At 65.0% G+C, this 19,455-nt stretch carries 16 protein-coding genes; 11 read left to right on the plus strand and 5 right to left on the minus strand.

All coding sequences use genetic code 11. From position 1 onward, the window contains the following. The 6 genes from fliM to IFE19_RS03165 all read left to right on the plus strand — a co-directional run bounded on the left by fliM (position 1) and on the right by IFE19_RS03165 (position 6,016). Positions 1-1,071, plus strand: a complete 1,071-nt coding sequence (fliM, locus tag IFE19_RS03140; RefSeq protein ID WP_207825594.1) for a flagellar motor switch protein FliM — start codon at positions 1-3, stop codon at positions 1,069-1,071. A 1-nt stretch (position 1,072) separates the two neighbouring features. Beyond that, complete coding sequence (locus tag IFE19_RS03145) at positions 1,073-1,651, plus strand: DUF6468 domain-containing protein (RefSeq protein WP_207825596.1); 579 nt, start codon at positions 1,073-1,075, stop codon at positions 1,649-1,651. Positions 1,652-1,772: 121 nt separating this feature from the next. Next, complete coding sequence (locus tag IFE19_RS03150) at positions 1,773-2,732, plus strand: MotE family protein (protein WP_207825598.1); 960 nt, start codon at positions 1,773-1,775, stop codon at positions 2,730-2,732. An 84-nt stretch (positions 2,733-2,816) separates the two neighbouring features. Beyond that, positions 2,817-3,056: a DUF3297 family protein gene (locus IFE19_RS03155; RefSeq protein WP_207825600.1), complete on the plus strand. Its 240-nt coding sequence runs from the start codon at positions 2,817-2,819 to the stop codon at positions 3,054-3,056. An 82-nt stretch (positions 3,057-3,138) separates the two neighbouring features. Continuing rightward, on the plus strand, positions 3,139-4,575 hold the full coding sequence (locus IFE19_RS03160) for a M28 family peptidase (protein WP_225910371.1): 1,437 nt from the start codon (positions 3,139-3,141) through the stop codon (positions 4,573-4,575). A 148-nt stretch (positions 4,576-4,723) separates the two neighbouring features. Continuing rightward, on the plus strand, positions 4,724-6,016 hold the full coding sequence (locus IFE19_RS03165; protein ID WP_225910372.1) for a site-specific integrase: 1,293 nt from the start codon (positions 4,724-4,726) through the stop codon (positions 6,014-6,016). Between the two features lie 382 nt (positions 6,017-6,398). Here IFE19_RS03165 and IFE19_RS03170 read toward each other — a convergent pair whose 3' ends face one another. Together IFE19_RS03170 and IFE19_RS03175 are read right to left on the minus strand one after the other, a co-directional pair. Then, positions 6,399-7,019 (minus strand): hypothetical protein, encoded by a 621-nt coding sequence (locus IFE19_RS03170; protein WP_207825602.1) that lies wholly within the window; start codon positions 7,017-7,019, stop codon positions 6,399-6,401. A 28-nt stretch (positions 7,020-7,047) separates the two neighbouring features. Beyond that, positions 7,048-7,830, minus strand: coding sequence for a hypothetical protein (locus IFE19_RS03175; protein WP_207825604.1), 783 nt, complete (start codon positions 7,828-7,830; stop codon positions 7,048-7,050). A gap of 81 nt (positions 7,831-7,911) precedes the next feature. Here IFE19_RS03175 and IFE19_RS03180 point away from each other — a divergent pair, with 81 nt between their 5' ends. Continuing rightward, positions 7,912-8,844: a hypothetical protein gene (locus IFE19_RS03180; protein ID WP_207825605.1), complete on the plus strand. Its 933-nt coding sequence runs from the start codon at positions 7,912-7,914 to the stop codon at positions 8,842-8,844. 53 nt (positions 8,845-8,897) lie between these two features. Here the strand turns inward: IFE19_RS03180 and IFE19_RS03185 are convergent, their stop codons facing one another. After that, positions 8,898-9,590 (minus strand): hypothetical protein, encoded by a 693-nt coding sequence (locus tag IFE19_RS03185; RefSeq protein ID WP_263972808.1) that lies wholly within the window; start codon positions 9,588-9,590, stop codon positions 8,898-8,900. 365 nt (positions 9,591-9,955) lie between these two features. Here IFE19_RS03185 and IFE19_RS03190 point away from each other — a divergent pair, with 365 nt between their 5' ends. Further along, a complete protein-coding gene (locus IFE19_RS03190) occupies positions 9,956-12,013 on the plus strand; it encodes a ParB/RepB/Spo0J family partition protein (protein WP_207825609.1) in 2,058 nt (685 codons plus the stop codon). Positions 12,014-12,116: 103 nt separating this feature from the next. Here the strand turns inward: IFE19_RS03190 and IFE19_RS03195 are convergent, their stop codons facing one another. Beyond that, positions 12,117-13,553, minus strand: a complete 1,437-nt coding sequence (locus IFE19_RS03195) for a S1 family peptidase (protein ID WP_207825611.1) — start codon at positions 13,551-13,553, stop codon at positions 12,117-12,119. A 128-nt stretch (positions 13,554-13,681) separates the two neighbouring features. Between IFE19_RS03195 and IFE19_RS03200 the strand changes: the two genes are divergently transcribed. The 3 genes from IFE19_RS03200 to IFE19_RS03210 are packed head-to-tail and all read left to right on the plus strand — an operon-like array spanning position 13,682 to position 17,714. Further along, positions 13,682-14,671 (plus strand): hypothetical protein, encoded by a 990-nt coding sequence (locus IFE19_RS03200; protein ID WP_207825614.1) that lies wholly within the window; start codon positions 13,682-13,684, stop codon positions 14,669-14,671. Next, positions 14,668-16,191, plus strand: a complete 1,524-nt coding sequence (locus IFE19_RS03205; protein WP_207825616.1) for a hypothetical protein — start codon at positions 14,668-14,670, stop codon at positions 16,189-16,191. Before IFE19_RS03200 ends, IFE19_RS03205 begins: the two co-directional genes overlap by 4 nt. Further along, complete coding sequence (locus tag IFE19_RS03210; protein ID WP_207825618.1) at positions 16,188-17,714, plus strand: hypothetical protein; 1,527 nt, start codon at positions 16,188-16,190, stop codon at positions 17,712-17,714. Before IFE19_RS03205 ends, IFE19_RS03210 begins: the two co-directional genes overlap by 4 nt. Here the strand turns inward: IFE19_RS03210 and IFE19_RS03215 are convergent. Further along, positions 17,690-19,405 (minus strand): type I restriction enzyme HsdR N-terminal domain-containing protein, encoded by a 1,716-nt coding sequence (locus IFE19_RS03215; protein WP_207825619.1) that lies wholly within the window; start codon positions 19,403-19,405, stop codon positions 17,690-17,692. The two genes, IFE19_RS03210 and IFE19_RS03215, sit on opposite strands and share 25 nt — an antisense overlap. Positions 19,406-19,455 lie beyond the last annotated feature (50 nt).

Below are 19,455 nucleotides of genomic sequence, written 5' to 3' on the forward strand. Positions count from 1 at the left end.
ATGACCGACACCCTGGCGACAGAGAACGAGCTGGACCCCTTCGGCGGCGCCGCCGACCTTGGGGCGGACATGGGCGCGGCCCTGTCCGAGCGCGTGTTGAACCAGGACGAGATCGACAGCCTGCTGGGCTTCGACATGGGCGACGGCGACGACTCCGAACGGAGCGGCATTCGCGCCATCATCAACTCGGCCCTGGTCTCCTACGAGCGCCTGCCGATGCTCGAGATCGTCTTCGACCGCCTGGTGCGGCTGATGACGACCAGCCTGCGCAACTTCACCTCCGACAACGTCGAGGTCAGCCTCGACACCATCAGCTCCATCCGTTTCGGCGACTATCTGAACTCGATCCCGCTGCCGGCCATCCTGGCGGTGTTCCGGGCCGAGGAGCTGGACAACTACGGCCTGCTGACGGTCGATTCCAACCTGATCTATTCGATCGTCGACGTCCTGTTGGGCGGGCGTCGCGGCACGGCGGCGCTGCGGATCGAGGGGCGGCCCTACACCACCATCGAGCGGGTGCTGGTGCAGCGGATGGTCGAGGTCATCCTGAACGACGCCCGTCAGGCGTTCGAGCCGCTGACGCCGGTGCATTTCAACCTGGACCGGCTGGAGACCAATCCGCGTTTCGCCGCCATCGCGCGTCCGGCTAACGCCGCCATCCTGGTCAAGCTGCGTATCGACATGGAAGATCGCGGCGGCCGGGTCGAGCTGTTGCTGCCCTATTCGACGCTGGAGCCGATCCGCAAGATGCTGCTGCAGCAGTTCATGGGCGAGAAGTTCGGCCGCGACAATATCTGGGAAGGCCACCTGGCCACCGAACTCTGGACCACCGAAACCGAGGTTCGCTGCGTGCTGGACGAGCAGCAGATGCCCCTGTCCAAGGTGCTGGACCTGAAGGTTGGCGACACCCTGATGCTGAACGCCACGCCGGATTCCGAGGTCTCGGTGCGCGCGGGCTCCATCCCGCTGACCACCGGCCGCATGGGCCGCAAGGGACAGCACATCGCCGTTCGCGTCGAGGCGCCCATCAGCACCGACGCCGCCGCTCGCATCTCCAGGGAGAACAGCTGACATGACCGGCATCATCCTCGACTCCATCCTCATGCTGCTGCTCGTCGCGGCGATCGGCTACGGCATCAAGCTGGAGAAGAAGCTCAAGGCCCTGCGCGAGGGCCAACTGGCCTTCGCCGGCGCTGTGACCGAGCTGAACAACGCTGCCGGTCGCGCCGAGAAGGCCCTGGCGACCCTGCGCGCATCGGGGCAGGAAACCGACCTGCTGCACGACCGGATCATCAAGGCCCGCGCTGTGAAGCAGGAACTGGAGGTGCTGATCGCCCGCGCCCCGGCCGGCCTGCCGTCCCGCTCGGCCGCCCCCCAGGTCGCCGCGCCGGCTGAGGAGCCGCTGGAACTGCAGGTTCCGGCCTCGGCCGTCGCGCCTCTGCTGGACGACGAAGCCCGCGCGCGTCGCATGGCCTCGCTGATGGAGCGGATCGAGGGCGCGCGCGCCGTGATGAAGGCGCCCGCCGCTCGTCCGACGGCGCCGGTCGAAGCCTCCACGCCCGTGCGTCAGGCCCTGGCCGCTAACCATGCTGCGCAACAGAGCCTAAACCGCGCCCGTCGTAGCCTGGACGAAGATCTTTTCGCTGCTTGATTCTAAGAGCCCCTATGTCCGAGGCGCGGCCTCGGACGACTTGAGGGGAAACATCTTTCTGGCCCTATGTCCGACGCGCGGCGTCGGACGACTTGAGGGCGCCGACGACCTGAGTTGACCGATGAGCAAGCTGCCCCGTCTTCTGCCCCTGATCGCCATCGCCATTGGCGGGGTCGTGGCCGTGCGCGCGGCGGGCGTGGCGCCGGAGCTGTTCCAGGGCGCGACGGCCTGGGCCCAGGAAGCCGTGACCGCCGAGACGCCGGGCGAGGGCGGGGGAGCCGCCGCCGCCAAGCCGGCGCCCGCCGTCTGCGCCCTGACGCCGGAGCAACTGGCCCAACAGGCGGGGATCTCGCCGGCTGAACTGCGGATCATCCAGTCCCTGTCCAAGCGCCGCGACGCCCTGGACGCGCGCGACGCCGACTTCGCCACCACCCTGCCGCTGATGGTGGCCGCCGAGCAGAAGCTGGACGCCAAGCTGCAGGCGCTGGAGGCCCTGAAGGGCGAGATCTCCGCCCTGGTCGGTCAGGTGGACGAGAAGGAAAAGGCCGAGACGGATCGCCTGGTCGCCGTCTATTCCGCCATGCGGCCCAAGGAGGCGGCGGCCGTGTTCAACACCCTGGACGACAGCGTGCGTCTGCCTGTCGCCGCCGCCATGCGGCCTCGGACCCTGGCCGCCATTATGGCCCAGATGCCGCCCGCCGGCGCTCGCGAACTGACCGAGAAGCTGGCCAGACGTTTCCAGGCCCAGCAGTTCGCCGCCCGCGCCGCCGCCGCGACGGCGGGTGCGACGCCTGCGGCCCCGGCGGCGGTTCCCACGGCGGCTCCGGCTGCGGCCCCGACCCCGGCCCGCACGGCGGCGCCTGCAACGGCCACGTCCGCCGCCACACCCGCCGCCGCGCAACCGGCGGCTCAGCCTGCGCGCCGTCCGGCCCCGCGTCCCGCCGCCCAGCGCCCGGCGCCGCGTCCAGCCGCCCGTCCCGCGACCCTGACCGCCGCTCCCGCCGAGGCCGGACCGCGTCCCTATGCGCCGCCCGCCGCTGACGCCGCGTCTCCGGCTGCAGCGCGTCAGTCGGTTCAGTAGCCGGCGCGTTCAGCACAAAGGCGCGGTTGGCATCCCGATCGCGCGCCGCTATTCAGCGCGCTTCGATTTTCGCGAGAGCCCTCCATGTCCGACGTCCTGCCTGACCGCCTTTCGGTCGATCCCGACAGCCCCTTCCACGACGCCGACCTGCTGATGCGCGGCGTGGGCATCCGCTTCAAGGGCGAGGAAAAGACCAATGTCGAGGAATACTGCGTCTCGGAAGGCTGGGTCCGCCTGGCCGTCGGCAACCGCGTCGACCGTCGCGGCAAGGCCCTGACCGTCAAGCTGCAAGGCCCGGTCGAGCCCTTCCTCAAGGGCGAGTGATATTGGCGGGGACCTGAGGCTTTCGGTCGCAGGTCCCAACCGCTAGGGTCCGCGCCTTCTTTGTGAGTCTGGGAGGCGCTCCATGTCGTTCAATGCCCGTCTGATGGCCGCCAGCGCATTGGCGCTCGGCCTGATCGCCACGCCGGTTCTGGCCCAGGACGCCGCCGTCATTCGCGCCGCCGAGCAGGTGCGCGACATGGCCTTGCAGTCCAACATCGCCCTCGACTACGTCACCCAGGTCACCACCCGCTTCGGCGCCCGCCCAGCGGGTTCGCGCTCGGAACAGGCGGCCGCCGACTGGGCCGCTGATTACATGCGCGCTCACGGCTTCCAGAACGTTCGCATCGAACAGTTCCCGCTGGTGGGCTGGGAGCGGGGCGAGGAGAGCGCCGAACTGCTGGGCGCCCGCCCGCAGAAGCTGGTCGCGGCCGCCCTCGGCCACTCCATCGCCACGCCCGCGAACGGCATCGAGGCCGACGTGGTCTTCTTCGATGGTCTGGACGCCCTGCTGGCGGCGCCGGTCGGCTCGCTGAACGGCAAGATCGCGGTCGTTGACGGCGGCCAGATGGTGCGGATGCAGGATGGCTCGGGCTACGGCTCGCTGTCGCGCATTCGCGGGGTCGGTCCGACCGAGGCGGCCAAGCGCGGTGCGGTCGCCTTCGTCATGCGCTCTGCCGGTTCGGACGAGCACCGCATGCCGCACACCGGCACCACACGCTATGTCGAGGGCAAGGTGCCGCTTCCGGCCTTCGCCCTGAGTGCTCCTGACGCCGACCAGGTGGCGCGGCTGGTGAAGATGGGCGAGCCGGTGCGGCTGCGCCTGAAGTCCACCGCCCACACCTATCAGACCCACAGCCAGAACGTGATCGGCGACATCGTCGGCGCGACCAAGCCAGACGAGATCATCGTTCTGGGCTCGCACATGGACAGCTGGGACCTGGGCACCGGCGCGATCGACGACGCGGCGGGCGGCGCCATCACCCTGGCCGCGGCCAAGCTGATCGCCGAGCAGGGCCGTCCGGGCCGCACCGTGCGCGTGGTCCTCTATGGATCGGAAGAAGTGGCCCAGCCGACCGACACCGGCAACGGCGGCGGCGCCTACCTGCGCAACATCGGCGCGGCGGGCGTCGAGAAACACGTCATCGCGGGCGAGAGCGACTTCGGCGCCGACCGCATCTACGCCCTGGGTCTGCCGCCCGGCGCGCAAGGCAGCGACTTCGCCAAGATCGCCGCGCGGGTGCTGCGCCCGATCGGCGTCCTGCCTTCGAACGAGCCCGAACTGCACGGCGGCGTGGACATCGGCCCGCTGGCCGGGGCGGGCGTGCCCGTATTCGGTCTGGCGCAGGACGGCACGCGCTACTTCGACCTGCACCACACGGCCGACGACACCCTGGACAAGATCGATCCGGCGCAGATGACCCAGAACGTCGCCGCCTGGGCTGCTCTGGTGCGTCTGATCGCCGATTCCGATGTGGACTTCCGCGCCCTGCGTTCGGCGGCTACACCGGCCAAGCCCTAGGGGCCTCACAAGGCGAGCGTGGCGAAACTGGTAGACGCAGCAGACTTAAAACCCAACACCGTATATTTACGTAATAAAATCAAACGGTTGTAGCGTTTAAGCTCTTACACATGCCTTACACACCTGCCGGTCACGGCGAGGAGGCGTTGTGTCTGAGACCCATGCGCTCATGGAAGGAAAGCTCCATGTGTACCGCCGCGAGAACAGCCGGTTCTGGCAGTGCGCCACCTATCTGAATGGTCGCAATCACCGGCAGTCGACCAAGGAGACGAACATTGCATACGCGCGCGAGTTTGCGCGCGACTGGTATCTGGACCGCGTAGCGGAGGACCGTCTTCGGCGGCGCGGGGGGCTGGTTGTTCAGGCGGGCCAACCTGCCCGTTCGGAGCCTGTTCCGAAGGCCCAGCCAGGCGAGAAGACGTTCCGCGAAGCGGCAGCGGTCTTCGAGCGCGAGTACGAGGCCATGACGCTCGGTGAGCGCAATCCGTCCTACGTGGCGGGTAAAGGCAGGGTGCTGCGCCTCTACCTCAACCCCTTCTTCGGCGACCTGCCGCTGTCCCAGGTCACCGCCGGGCGTATCCAGGAATATCGGCTGCACCGGGTCACGCCTCCTTCAGAGCCCGCTCGCGTGCGGTATGTGAAGGATGGGCGCGAGAGGGTCGGCAAGGTTCGGGCTTGGAAGAGACCAAGCCGGCAGACCTTGCACAACGAGATCGTCTGCCTTCGTCAGGTGTTGAAGACCGCCAACAGGAAGGGTTGGATCGCAGCGCTGCCGGACATGTCCAGCCCCTATCGCGCCTCAGGCAAGATCAGCCATCGGGCGTGGTTCTCGCCTCAGGAATACAAGCGGCTCTACGAGGCGACCCGCGAACGCGCCCGCAATCCAAAGAAGGAGCGATGGCGCGAGGAATGCGAGCAGTTCCACGACTATGTGCTGTTCATGGTCAACACCGGCCTTCGTCCCGACGAGGCGCAGCGCCTGCAGTTTCGCGATGTCTCGGTCGTGGTCGATGACGCGACCGGCGAGCGTATTCTGGAGATCGAGGTTCGCGGCAAACGGGGCGTCGGCTATTGCAAGAGCATGCCGGGCGCCGTCCTGCCGTTCCAGCGGGTAAAAAAGAGGAAGGGCGGTGAGCCGTCCGATCTCGTCTTCGGGCTTGTGCAGCGTGAACTGCTGAACGCGGTCCTCGACGAGCTCGATCTGAAGAAGGATCGGGAGGGTAATCCCCGCACGGCCTACAGCCTGCGCCACACCTACATCTGCCTGCGTTTGATGGAGGGGGCCGATATCTACCAGGTCGCCAAAAACTGCCGGACCAGCGTCGAGATGATCGAGAAATACTACGCGTCCCATATCGCGAACACGTTGGACGCGTCGGCCATCAATGTCCGCAAACAGAAGCCCGCCAAACGGCGGGCGGCGAGCGACGAGACGACGTAGGTCGTCAAGGCTCGCCTTGGCTCACGCTCCATACGTGGCTATAGATTCAACTCGGCCCGCGGGCGTGGCGAAACTGGTAGACGCAACGGACTTAAGCTGAGGATTGAGTGCGCCGGGGGAAATCCCGGACGTAGAACCGCTCAAAGTCGGGGAACCCTGTGAAATGGCGATCCCGAGCCAAGCCCGTCATCCGTGATGGGAAGGTGTAGAGACTAGACGGGCGGCGTCTAAGGCCTTGCGGCTATGACGAAGGGATAGTCCAGACCACGAACGCCTCTGGGCGGCGGCGAAAGTCGAAGTGGTATGAAAATCCGTCGGGCTTTGCCCATGCCGGTTCGACCCCGGCCGCCCGCACCACCGAAACTCGTCCGCCAGTAGGACGCTAGTCCGGCTTCAGCCGATCAGAGATTTGGCTGCGCCATTCCTCGCTCGAGTGGAAGATATGGACTTGAACCTGCGCTGCGATCTTTCCAGCGACTAGGTTGCAAAGCCATCGAAGGCGGCGGACGCGTTCGCGGTCGTCCTTTACGGCGAAGTCGACGTAATCCTCCGAGTTTACGCGCAACATTTCGTCGACCAGCGAACGATCCAGGACGAAGGTGTGCGCCACCTGGTTCCGGATTTTGTTGAGGCGTTCAATGCTCGGAAGGAGTAGCGGGTCCGTTACCCCCAAGCCCATGAGGTAAGCGATCTCCAGCTTGTGGGCGAAGGAGAACCGGCGCAGGTCGGCGAGGTCCACGAGCACGCTGGAGACGCAGCGGATGTAGTCCGTAATCGCGAACTCGACGATCAAGTGCGATTTCAGGATCGCGTACTCGAGGTTCGCAGAACGAGGAAACTGCTCCTTCAGAAGGCGCGTCAGTTCGACGAAAGCCTCCTCCGCTATCGCCTTTCGCTCTTCATCGGAAACTGCATGTTCGGGCGAAAACCGAACATGAGTCCCCGTCTTGTGGAAGTTGTGAGCCGTAGCGAACGTCGGGCGTTCGCGCTTGATCTGTGGCACTGGACAAGCCTTCGATTGGGAGCAGTGTTTAGACGACCGGAGCGGCGGGCGCTCGCCGCGCCTTTAGATCGGCCACGATGTGCTCGGCGACTTCGATCACGGTGGCGAAATCGCACACCATCTGCCCGTGGAGACGCATGGGACGCGCGCCCTCGCCGAATGAATGCATCATCACGGGTTCGAAGATACCTAGCCGACGTTGAGCGGCGAGCACAGCAGGCCATTCAGACCAATCCCAGCCCGGCGCGCCGACCAGCGCCTCAAGGCGCGCAAACTCGGTTGCAGCCTCATCGTCGAGCTGCTTCGGCGGAATGTAGAGCGGAATGCGGTGCGCGAGCGCGTGACGATACTCTTCCAGATATTCGAACCATGCATCCGTGCCGGCCAGATACTCCCGGGTCCTGGCCGAGAGGCTTCCGCGCAGGTCCGCATTGTCCGGCGTAAGACCGATCCGGTTGCGATGCAGCGGCTGTCCATTACGCCCGCGTACGTCCGCCTCGAGTCGCCAGAGCCAAGCCAAATTGTCCATGGCCCCAAAGATGTTGATGACGAAGGCCTGAAGGAAAGCCGTGGCGTCCAGGACCGCCTCGCGTGTCGGTTCGGCCTCCTGGGGCGGCAGGATCTCGAAAACCCGTTTCAATCCATGCTTCAGATCGGACAGGCGGCGACATACGCCATGGGTCATCATTTCCCTGGCTGGAGCGTTCTGAAGCTCCAGCCGAAAGAGAGCGGTCGTCAGGGCGGACTCGCGCTCCAGCCACTCGTCTCGCTGGTCTTGCATCTCGGCGACCTCTTCGTCGGAATAGGGCATTCGGGCTCGAAGGTTGTTGAAGAGACGATCTGGCGATCACACTATCCTGACCGACGCGACTTCTGCGATGTTTGGCAATCAATGGACATGAACGCTACTCCGCAATCCGGCCAGCGCGTGCCATTTGGCACGAGGCCGGGCCTCGCCACGGTGACCTGGTTCCACCGCAAGCCTGAGCATTCCAACCAGCACTGCCTGTATTGCGGCGAGTTCGTCGGGGTTGGATCGGTTGTCGAAAGCGACAAGGAGCATCTGATCAACCGGCGTATCGCTGCGCCGGGTCTGATGGCTGATCCCAAGGCCTTCAACTTCATCTTTCGGGCCTGCAAGCGGTGCAACCGCGAGAAGGCTGAGATCGAGGATCACATTTCGGCGGTGACGCTCCTGACCAGCCCTGGCCGCGAGGACCCCCTGATTGACGCGGTTGCGTGCGCCAAGGCGGCGGCGTCTTTCGACCGGCGACGTGGACAACCGGTTGGCCAGGTTCGGCATGAGTTCAAGGTGGCCATGGGGCCATTCACCTTCGGGATGATCGCTGGCGCCCAGGTGGAACCAGACGCTATCCGGCTGCTGGCCTTTCGGCACGTCCAGGGCATTTTCAGCCTTTGCACCAGTCTGGATCCTCGCCGCAGCGAGACTACGCGTCTGCTGTCTGGCGATCGGTTTGGTTTTTTCAGCGCCTATTCCTACCGCGACTGGGGTAACCCCAAGCTCCTGGAGATCGCACGCCGAGCTCACGGCTATGTCCGTCTCGCCGAGTTCACGACAGCTGATGGTTTCTTTCGTGCCGCCCTGCGACCCGGCCCGGAGGGAGACCCGTGGTTCTGGGCGTTGGAGTGGAACCAGAACTATAGGATCGTCGGCTGGATCGGAGACCCGTTCACGCCGCCTGCGCCCTTTCAGGACTTGCCGCCGTTGACATGGCACCGCATCAGTCCCACCGACCGCATTCGGGAGGAAGCGCCACTCCCCGAAAACGCTGAAGACCTTCTGTTCGACCCGGTCGCGAGTTGAACGCGCCTCGGTAGCCCGACCCAGTGCGCAGTCCGCCGGCGGGACGCAGAAGCCTACGGGCGTCGACCGCCGAGCCGGCTCCAGCCCTCGCCCCCCCGCGTCTTCCGCAACTCGCCTTCGATCCGATCAAGGCCTTTTTGATCCTGCAGAAGGTCGAGCAAGAAGCTGACGCCGAAGATCGTCACGGGAACGATCAGGCCTTCAGGTCCCTTCCAGGGCGCCGAAACCTCATGGCCGTCTCCGGCTCCGGCATCCATCACGATCACGGCAAAGTCCCCGGCGCTGTGTCGGACATAGGCGCGGACCGGATCGAACGCGGGGTCGAGAGCCCGCGGCAGGCCGAAGTAGAGGGCGACGGTTTCCAGACCGATCTTGTAGAGGGCCCGCCGAAGCTTGGGATCCCGACCAATATCCATGCTGAACCGCAGTGTGCCGACGCGGCCGTCCCGGCTCATCTCGACCGAATGGATTCCGGTCGCGCGTCCCGCGGGTTTAAGGGGGCGACCGTCGATAATCACGTCGTCGGGGCCTGCGTTCAGATGAAGGATCGGTCCGTTCGGGCCCTGCGCGCCGCGCAATGGCGCCCATCCTTCGATGGTGGGGCGCCGGCCCTTCTTACGTGGGATTCCTGCCATCACCGTCTGCACCTCGAACTGACGCACAAGCGCCTGATCGACGTGGCCCAGTCCGTTGTTGCAACGCTCGCAGACGCCTTCATGCAGGACGAAGCCTTCAGGGCAGCCCAAGGCCTCGGGAATGATGTGTTCAAGCGACGGCGCGTACCGTGTCGCTCCGCACCAGAGACAGGCATGAACTTGAGGCGCGCTAGGCATCCTCCATGTCTAGACCGAGTCGCGAGCCGTCCGATCCAGCGCTAAGGGCTCCGCCCTCGCGTGGGCCAGGGTGCGCGGCTTCGCCGCCGGATCGGCCGGTCTCCCCGGCCTTCCGCGCCGGCGACAAGGGCGACGCTGGGCATGATCGGAGGCTTGTGCAGGCCGGGCGATCCCCCTCCGGCCGATCCGCCCTGGCCCTTGCTACCCCGGTCTCGCCGACGGGCAGGGTTTCAGGCGCGCCTTTCGCGTGCCTGCAACCCTTGCCCAAGGAGGCAGACATGACTGCTCAATCCACCCAAGCCCGTATCCCTGCGGCGGCTGACGCCGCCGCTTGCGAGGTGACGCCCGAGCCGGTCCACGGCGCGCAGATTGTGGTTCCCCTGAACCGGTTGAAGGCGTCCCCGAGGAACGCCCGGAAGTTCAAGCACACCGAGGCGGGGATCGAGGCGCTGGCCGCGTCGATCAAGGCCAAGGGGGTGTTGCAGCCGCCCGTGGTGGAAATCGAGAGGGACGCCGAAGGCGTGGCTACGGGGAACTACCTCGTCACCATCGGGGAAGGGCGGCGCACGGCGCTGCGGCTGCTGGCCAAGCGCAAAGCGATTAAGCACACCCATCCGGTCAGGGTGACGGTCGATGCCGAGAACGACGCCCATGAAATCAGTCTGGATGAGAACATCACCCGCGAGGCCATGCACCCGGCCGACCAGTTCGAGGCTTTCAAGCGCCTCGCGGACGAATGCGGTTACGGCCCTGAGGAGATCGGCGCCCGGTTCGGGGTGACGGCGAATGTGGTGCGTCAGCGTCTGCGCCTCGGGGCGGCGGCGGCGGAACTGATGACGGCCTATCGGGACGGGGCGCTGGCGCTGGACCAATTGATGGCCTTCTGCGTCAGCGCCGATCAGGACCGCCAGCGGCAGGTGTTCGAACAGATGGGCGACTATAGGCCCGTCCACGCTATCCGACGGGCGATGACCGAGGCCAAGGTGCGGGCTGACGACCGCCGCGCGCTCTTCGTCGGCGTCGAGACCTATGAGGCCGAGGGCGGGTCGGTGTTACGCGACCTCTTCACCGAGGACGGCGGCGGCTGGCTGGAAGACCCCTCGCTTCTGGACCGGCTGGTTGATGAAAAGCTGGTCGGTCTGGCCGATGACCTGCGCCAGCGCGAGGGCTGGAAGTGGGCCGAGGCGGCGTCCGACTATGCGGAGGTCAGCGCCCTGGGCCGGGTCTATCCGGTCGAGGTCGTTCGGTCTGATGCCGAGGCGGCGCAGATCGCGGCCCTGTCGGAGGAATACGACGCCCTTGTGTCTGGGACCGATGCTGGGGACGCCCTGTCGCCCGAGGCGGACGCGCGGCTCGAGGAGATCGACAAGACCCTTCAAGCCTGTGGGCCCGATTTCGACTACTCGCCCGAAGCCAAGGCGCGGGCTGGGGTCATGGTCCTGCTTGGCCATGATGGGCTGGCCCGGTTCGAGCGGGGTCTGGTGCGGGCCGAGGATGTGGTCAGTGACCGTGCCGCCGATCCGGAGCCGCCTAAGAGCTGGACGGAAGCGGAAAGCGGGGAGGGCGAGGCGGCGTCCACTCCAGCGGACGCCGACGAAGGCTTGGCACCCCTGTCGGAACGGCTGGTGATCGATCTGACCGCCCACCGCACCATGGGGCTGCGCGACGCGGTTCAGGCCGACGCGAACATCGCCCTGACGGTCGTGATCCACGCCCTCGCCTTGCAGGTCTTCTACCCGGCGTGGGGCGTCTGGACGCCCCTGCAACTGCGCATGAGCGTGACCGGTCTGGAACGGTTGGCGCCGGGGGTCAGCGACGGCCCCGCCGGAAGGCGTGTAGCCGACCGGATGGAAGCTTGGGGCGCGCGGCTTCCTGAGGAGGCTCGAGACCTCTGGGCTGTTCTGACGCTCATGGCGCCGTCGGACCTGCTGGACCTGATGGCCTGTTGCACCGGCGTCGGCCTCTACGCCGTGCGCGATCCGCATGACCGCAAGCCGGACGCCTTGGCCCATGCCGAGACGCTGGCGACCGTCACCGGTCTGGACATGACCGCCACGTGGTCTGCGACCGCAGCGAGCTATTTCTCGCGGGTGTCGAAAGCGCGGGTGCTGGAAGCCGTGACCGAGGCGACGAGCGCTGAGGAAACCGGGCGGATCGCCGGCTTCAAGAAGGGCGATATGGCGGACGCTGCCGAACGGCTGGTCGAGGGGAAGGGATGGCTGCCGTTCGTGCTGCGCACCGTCCCGGCGGTCGATCCCGACGCCCGGGAGCCGGAAGGGGAGGAGACGTCTGCTGCGCCGGGCGGTGACGACGCCTACCGGTTCGCCGCCGAATAGGCGACGTCAGCCCTGAAAACTCGCCGCGCGCCCTTGGGGGGCGCGCGGCTTTTTTGTTTTCCTCCCCGATCGACTAAGTCCCTCCTTGCGGTCGGGACGCCCTCTATCGCTTTCGCCTTGACGGAATGAGCGCGCTGGACGTCACGACCATGTCGGCGAAGCCCCCGGAGTCCGGTACAAGAACCGCCTCGATGCGGAAGTAGGCGCGATGGATAAACTCCATTCGCGCCACATCATCCTCGACCTCGATGTTCAAGAACTCGGCGGCCATGGCGTCTACGTGCGCCAAGTGGAACGCCGCTGGCATTTCGAGCGTCCAGACCAGCGTCAGCATTCGAATGAAGAACTCGACCTGCATCGTGCCGTTCGGGCGATCCTCGGCCCGCATCAACTCGAGATCCTCGACCCCCTCGAAGTCCTCCACTGAAAATCCGGAAACCTCGGTCAGAAGTTCCGACGGGACCCCCGCAGCGACGAGGAAGTCGGCCATTTTTGCTGTCGAGAAGCGCGTGAGCGCCATCACGACGGCGAGGGCGCCTTCTTCCTCCAGTTCGGCGCCCCATTGCTCGACGAACTCACTGCGCTCGTCGCGTGTAAGAGCCCGTCGGCCCTCGCCGTCTGAGGTTTCGATAGGCGCTGATGTCGCGAACAACGCCGCTTCCTCGGTCGACAGGTTGAACGTGACCTCGCCCCAAGGATTTCGATCGACGTCGCCAGACAGTTTGGCCAGACTGGCGGCTTTCGCGCCCAACAGACTTACGGTCTCGTTTCGCGAGAGCCTAGGGATCGGGCCTTTAACGCGAAGGCGGAGCGCGTCCCAGATCAGGGTCATGTAGGACGGCCCGCCGTCTGGAGACGACGACACCACGCCGACGACTTCGCCGTCGGCGTTCACGACGGCGCCGCCGCTCATGCCGCCGATCGTTTCCATGCCCACCTCGAAGCAAGGTGACGGCATGCGCTCGCCTCTACCCATTGGGAACGCCTGGGTGACGATTCCGGATGAGATCATGGGGCTGATGTGGGCCGAGCCGCCTTGGAGATCCTGATGCCGAAATCCGATCGCCCATAGGCGGTCGCCGAGCAATGGCAGGGTGACGCGCATCGGGGCGAGAGACAGGGGCGCCGCCTCGAGCGCATCGGAGTTCAGGCTGCAGCTGATCAATGTGATGTCCGAGGATACCGTTACGTCGTGGTAGAAGGCGCTGGGGCTCGACAGCGTCGAAAACCCGATGGGAAGCCATGCCCGCGCGGCGTCTGGCAGGAAGCTGAGAAGCACGGGCGTCTCCCCGGCCGCCTCGATCTCATCGATCACATGCGTGGCGGTCAGCACCATTCCGGGAGCGACCATCACTCCGCTTCCCACGATGGTCATCCCTTCCGATCCCGTCATGCCGACGGCGACGAAGGCGTCCCCCGCCTGGTGCAACGACTCAAGCGAACCGATGCCGTCCTCGTCCGTGAAGACTGGTGTCGCCCACGACAGCTTGAGATTCGCGAGTTCAGGGTTGGCGTGCGTGATGCGGACCGAGTGGGACATGCGGGTCTCCGGCAGGGGATAAGTCAGGGCTGTCCTTACGCTATCAGGCCTGACCGATCTGTTCGTGTATTGTTCTTGCGGCGAATGAGGCTAGGATTGCCACCTTTGCCATTGTGAGGACAGCGGGAATGACGACCGGTTCGCTCTATGCGCGCATGCGGACCCACGGGACCCTCTCGGAACCGAAGGAGGACATCCCGGACGCCGTGTTCGCGCTGCCGTCGACCGTGCACTGGATGAGGGCCATGGCGATCCTCGTGACGTCGCTGGATGTCGGTTTCGGAACGGGGCGTGGCTTCTATCAACGCGTGCAGCGCAAGACTCTTCCAGAGCCGCAACTGAACTCGATCTACGAACAGCTGCTCTTCGCCTTGAATCAGCTGGCGACGCTCGACGTGCTGGCGACAGCCGCCAACAAGGCCGATGTCGCGCGAAACGGCATCGTGGCCTGGTACTACGGCGTCTATGGCGCGGCCTCGGCGATGATTGCAGCGGCAGACGGATCGTTCCCTGAGACCCACGCCGCGACCGCGCGGCAATGGGACCGTCAGTTTGTGGTTCCGGGTCTCGTTATGCCGCCGTTCGCTGACCGCATCGATCGTCTGGGCAAGGCCGATGTGGAAGAGGCGCTGCGGGGGCCTCGCGCCCGCGGCAAGCATTCGCTGACCACCCGTCCCGAGACGGTGAACGACGCTTGGGGCTGTATGGCGGAGTATCTGTCCGGAAGCGCGAGCTGGGAGCAGTGGAACCTTCAGCAGTCCGTCAAGGACGCTCCCGCCTTCCGCGCCCTCGGGGTAAGCGATTTCAAGACGAAAGCTGCAAGGGCCCTGCGCGACGAGGCCTTCAATCGCCGGGGCCTTTGCTTTCTTCACGAGGCGTTCCGTTACCGGGGGAAGGCCAACTATCGCGACGCCATCTACCTGGCCTACGGGAAGTCCGTGCCCAGGACGCTGGACGGGTTCATCGCGGATCTGCGTGTGGTGCTCGCCGCCTTCAGCGGCATGGCCGCGGCCTATTGCGCGGCGAGGGTGGGTCGCGAGGAGTGGGACTGGTTTGTCGGAGATCTCGCCGAGCGCGGGGCGATCTCGATTTCGGCCGCTGACGTGTGGAGCCGATGAAGGTTTCCGCGACGCTCCCGATTCCCAATCTCGCGACCGCCAGCGATCAAGAGATCGAAAGCCTCTTTCCCTCCTTCGACGGCCGGTGGAGCGCCCAGACGAAGGCGCTGTTGGCGCAGCACGGCGCCGAGCGGTTGGATCTGGACGACAACTGGGCCAGCGTGCCGCCGACGTGGCGTTGCGGCCCATGCGGCCGCTACAAGGCCGAGCTCGCCCGCCTATCGGAAGCCGGGGTTCTGATCTGCCGGCTGGACTGGCATCACGATCATCTTCGCGATCACGGGAAGCGGGTCTTGAAGCGCGACGGAAGTCGTCCGTCTGAACCCGAGGCCTTTCGCCGCTGGTTCGGCGCCGTCGAGGCATGCAAGGACCTCATCGAGCGCTTTCATCCGTCGTTTGTCTGCGTAGACTGCAACGCGGCGGACGGAGACGCCAAACGCAGGCTCAAAGGGATCGTCCATCCCGAGTTCAGCTTCTCTCCTGCCGAGATCGCCGCCTTCATCACCGTCCAGCCGGGCCGCTCCCACAAGGTCGATGTCGAGAAGGCCGAGGCGATATGGAAATTGGTCGAGGACGATGTTCTCGACCGGATTTCGTTTACCGACCTGCTTGCCGAGAGAGTGGCCAAAGGTCGGCATCAGCGACAGGGTCGAAAGCACTGGTCTGAGCCGCCGCTGGGCCCGTTGCTCAGGGACATGTCACGTAATCCGATCTATCCCGCGCGGATGCTGTTGCAACTGCCGGCGGACCTTTCCGCGCGCTCGCTCCAGAAGGACGGCTTCCGATCATCGCTCAAATCCAAGGTTCAACCCGTCCGCGTTCCATCGAGAGCCGAGTTCGACGCTTTCACTGCAGCCCAAGACCCGCGGTCACCCTGGGTGCGGCACGATGCAGACTGGGCGTGCCCGAGCTGCGATCGGTCTCGCTTCGAGTGCCTTCGCGCGTCCGGCAAAGGCAAGTGGACCGGCCGCCTTCACCGGCTGCACGTCTATCAGGACGAAGACGATGACGACGCCCTGCGGTGGCGAAACGGCTGGGACGAGGGTGGCCTGACGTACCGAACGCACGCCGACGTCTATCTCTGTCAGGATTGTCGTCTGGTCATCACCGACACCAACAAGGGGCTGAAGAGTCCCTCGGAGGACTGCTTGAAGATCGACGATCTTCGGGCGTTGGTCGGAGGGGCGGCTCCGCACACGCGGCCCGAGGTCGACCTTGAGGCCGCGTTGACGCTCGCGGAAGAAAATTTCGAACACGCCGAGGCCGCCCGGATCTACTGGCATCACCGGTGCACTGCGGTGGCTGTGCTTGGCCAGTACGACCACCTGACGAAGTGGCGGGGGGCCGATCGCGAAACAGCGATGTGGATCGTCCTGGAAAAGGTCGGACGCTACGATCTCGAAGGCGAGGAACTTCCCGGGATGCTGGATTTCATGCTGGCAGAGGGCGCGCGGTTTTCGGCCGAGGGCGAGGCGTTGCGGTCGGCCCAACGGGCGGGCGGGACAGGAGAGACACAATGAGCATTGATGGTCTGGTGACCTTTGTTGGTCTGGTCGTTGCGCTGTTCGCCCTGGCCACGGACGCCCGCCGAAAGGCGCTGCTGCTGCGACGCGGTGTGACGGTGACGCTGACGATCCTCTTTGGCGCGGCCGTTCTCTATCTGGAACTCTTTAGCGTGTGGGCTCCGGAATGCGGGTGGAGAGCGGAGGTCTGCCGCGTTCTGGTTCTCGACGGCGACAAGCCCTGGATCACCCCGCAACAGGCCGCCTTCGTCCTCGTGCTAGCCTGGTTGGCACTCGTGCTGCTCAACTTGCAGAGGAAAGCGCTCGGCGCACGGCATCTGCCGCGTCTTCTTGCCTTGGCGACCGCGCTTGTGGAGGAGAAGCGGTTCTCGGAGCTCAACCGTGTGACCCAACCGCATCTGGGCCTGATCGCTCATGTTGGATCGGGCGCGTTGACCGCTTCGAAGGCCCAAAAGCAGGCCGCGACGGGCCTACAGCGCCTTCTCTACCGCCGACGGGATTTCATCCAGTTCATCGCGATGGAACGACCGAAGACCGCGGTGGAGATGATGGCCGTGGAGAGTCACATTGTCTTTGAGTTCGCAGACCAGATCCTGCGAAGTCTGGCCGAACACAGCGACAGCCCGCTGTTCACCGAGGTCTACGATAACCAGAACGTCTTTATTACGGGATACGTCTTCCCAGAACATAACACTTATCTGAGCTTCCTGTTTGCGGACGCACGGCAGGCCGAGCGACTGGGAGCATGGGAACCTGTGATGGAGGCCGCGCTCGCGCACCTCGCCGAGGCGAAGGGTGGTGCCTACCAAGCCTATCTGAACGGGGCTGCCGATCGTTTCCAAGAGGAGGAGCGTTGGCGCGATCGCACCTTCGTCGCCATTCGCTTCTTAGATTTGATGGTCGACGCCGCAATGCGGCAGGGCATTGAGTGGCACATGTGGCTGTACTACACGCCTCATCTGACCAAGAGCCTGCTCGGACTCTATGTCGATCCCCGGAAGGATGAAGAGGTCTTCGACGAATGGCCGACCCGGAACGCCTATCTCCTCTATGCGATCTTCGGAGCGTTGACAGACTGGGTCGAGGCAATCGCGCATCTGCCTGCAGACTCTCCGCATCTCGTGCTGGAGTCGACAGCGGCCAGTACTGAGAACGGAAATATCCCGAAATCGGCGATAATCGCTCTAGGCGACTGCTTGAGGCAGGTGCTGATTGCCGAGGCTGTATCCGACCGGTTCAAGAACTACTTGGCCGATATCTGTTTCCGGTGCCTCGACAAGTTGCCGAGGGACGGAGATCTCGCGGGATTCCGACGCAGCATGATCGCCAGCCTGATCGCTGGCGGCCCGCTCCGAAAAAAGGATCACTTGCCACGCTTGCTTGAGGCCTTCGGCGACCTCGACCACGTCGTGCGGGCGCGGTTGGGTGATTTCGGTGAGGCACTGGAACAGGCTTTGGGCGTCTGGAAGTTCCGTCCCGGACCTCCTCCGGTAGGTCAGACCGCTCCGGACCCGTCGTAAGCCTTGGCGAGCCGCCCCGCGGTGGCTTCATCACCGAAGAAGAAGCGCTCTGCGATCCATTCCGGGGCAGGGGCGACACGGGTTGCTTCGTCAGTCATGCCCGACAATTTGCGGGCGGACCAGTAACCCTGGGCCGCCAGATCGGCCACGATCGCTTGGTGTCGAACAAGAAGGTGAGCGCTCCATCGCGGTGACTCGGCGATGACGCACAGCGTGGCGTGAGCCAGCTCATCCCAAACGATAGCCGCGGCCTCTACAGTCGACAGATCGCCCAGATCACGGTCACGGACGATCGCCATGTAGTTTGGCCGCGACGAGAGAAGACCGAGCTCCTGGTCCCACATCGCTCGAACCTGCTCCTCGGCGTAAAGCGGCCGGAAGCGATCCCGATCGTCCCGGCAGCCGGCCACGAAGTTCGCGGTCGCCACGTGGGCGCGTCGGGAAACTTCATTCAGCAACTGACCCTCGGTCGATGTCACGATCTGCTCGAAGGAGAGCTCGTCGCGCATGTGACGATTTAGGGCGTGGAGAGATCGGGCCTGGTCCTCCGGTTGGGGCGTCGTATGGGCGAGTATCTTGAACTGGCGTTTGGCGGATGCGGCCCAGAGCAGGACAGCTCGGTGCCCGGGGGACGCAGCGAAATAGGTGAGGCATAGCGAAATCAGCTTCTCGATCGCGCTCGAGAGCGGGACGCCTGACTGTCCAACACCAAGCCATGAGGGAAGCCATTTCGGCTGCACATCGGCCTCCTCGAGCGCAATCAACATCCACAGGGCGTGGGCCCAGTAATGGTCGTTGGCGTCGCGCGGCAGGTCCTTGAGGAGCCGGTGAAGGACCCTGAAGCCGCCTTTTTCGGACAGCGAAACGAGCCGATCGGAGATCGTCCGCAAGTCGCCAAGTGACATCGGTTGGAAGAGGTGGACGTCGATCAAGGTCGCCGCATCGCACTGCTGAAGGTGGGCCTTTCGGGCCGCAAGGCTGGCATCGGACGAAATGTGGGCGCGGAAGTTGTCGAGAATTGTCCCGCGCTTGGCTTGCAGCCGGTTGTCGAGGAGGCCTCGAAACTCGTCCACCCGACCCAGATTGACTTCGTGATCGAAGACCCGGTCGACCAGACGGAGGATGCGGCGCTTTTCGAGGAACCAGGCCTGCCAGGGCCCGACCACGCGTCTGAGGTTGTCGAAGTTGTCTCTCAGCGTCGGACGACGGAATCTTAGGAGCGGCTTCGCGACGTCGGTTTCCCGGTCGAATACCTCCCACAGGTCCCCGTCGGTCACGATGACAATCGCCGCATTGATCTCCGGATGGGTCGCGTAGCCCAGCGCCTGATCCAGATCGCGCTGGCTGAATCCGTCGAGGCGGGCGGCGGGGCGCTTCGCTTCAATCAGCCAGAAGTTCTGGCTCCAGATCGTCGCCGCATAGTCGATGAATCGTTTCGCATCCCGGAACTCGATGGCTTTCTCCCTATCCACCGAGAACAGCTCGCCCTTCCGATAGCCGAGGATGCGGACGATGGGATCGATCACATCGGCGCGGACCTCCGCCTCGGTCCATCCCGCCGTGGTCAGCTTCTCGATTTCGTCGAGACGGTCGTTGTCGGCCGGCGACAGGGGCGGCAAGGCCTTGCTCTGGAGCAGGGCACCGACGTCGAGGGTGGCCAGGAAGTTGTCGAGCGGGTCAGGCGTGTTCATGAACCGACGCCTACACCTGAAGGTCTCTATGTCCAGCGCTTGCTAGCTAC

Source organism: Brevundimonas pondensis, from assembly GCF_017487345.1.
GTDB classification, from domain to species: domain Bacteria; phylum Pseudomonadota; class Alphaproteobacteria; order Caulobacterales; family Caulobacteraceae; genus Brevundimonas; species Brevundimonas pondensis.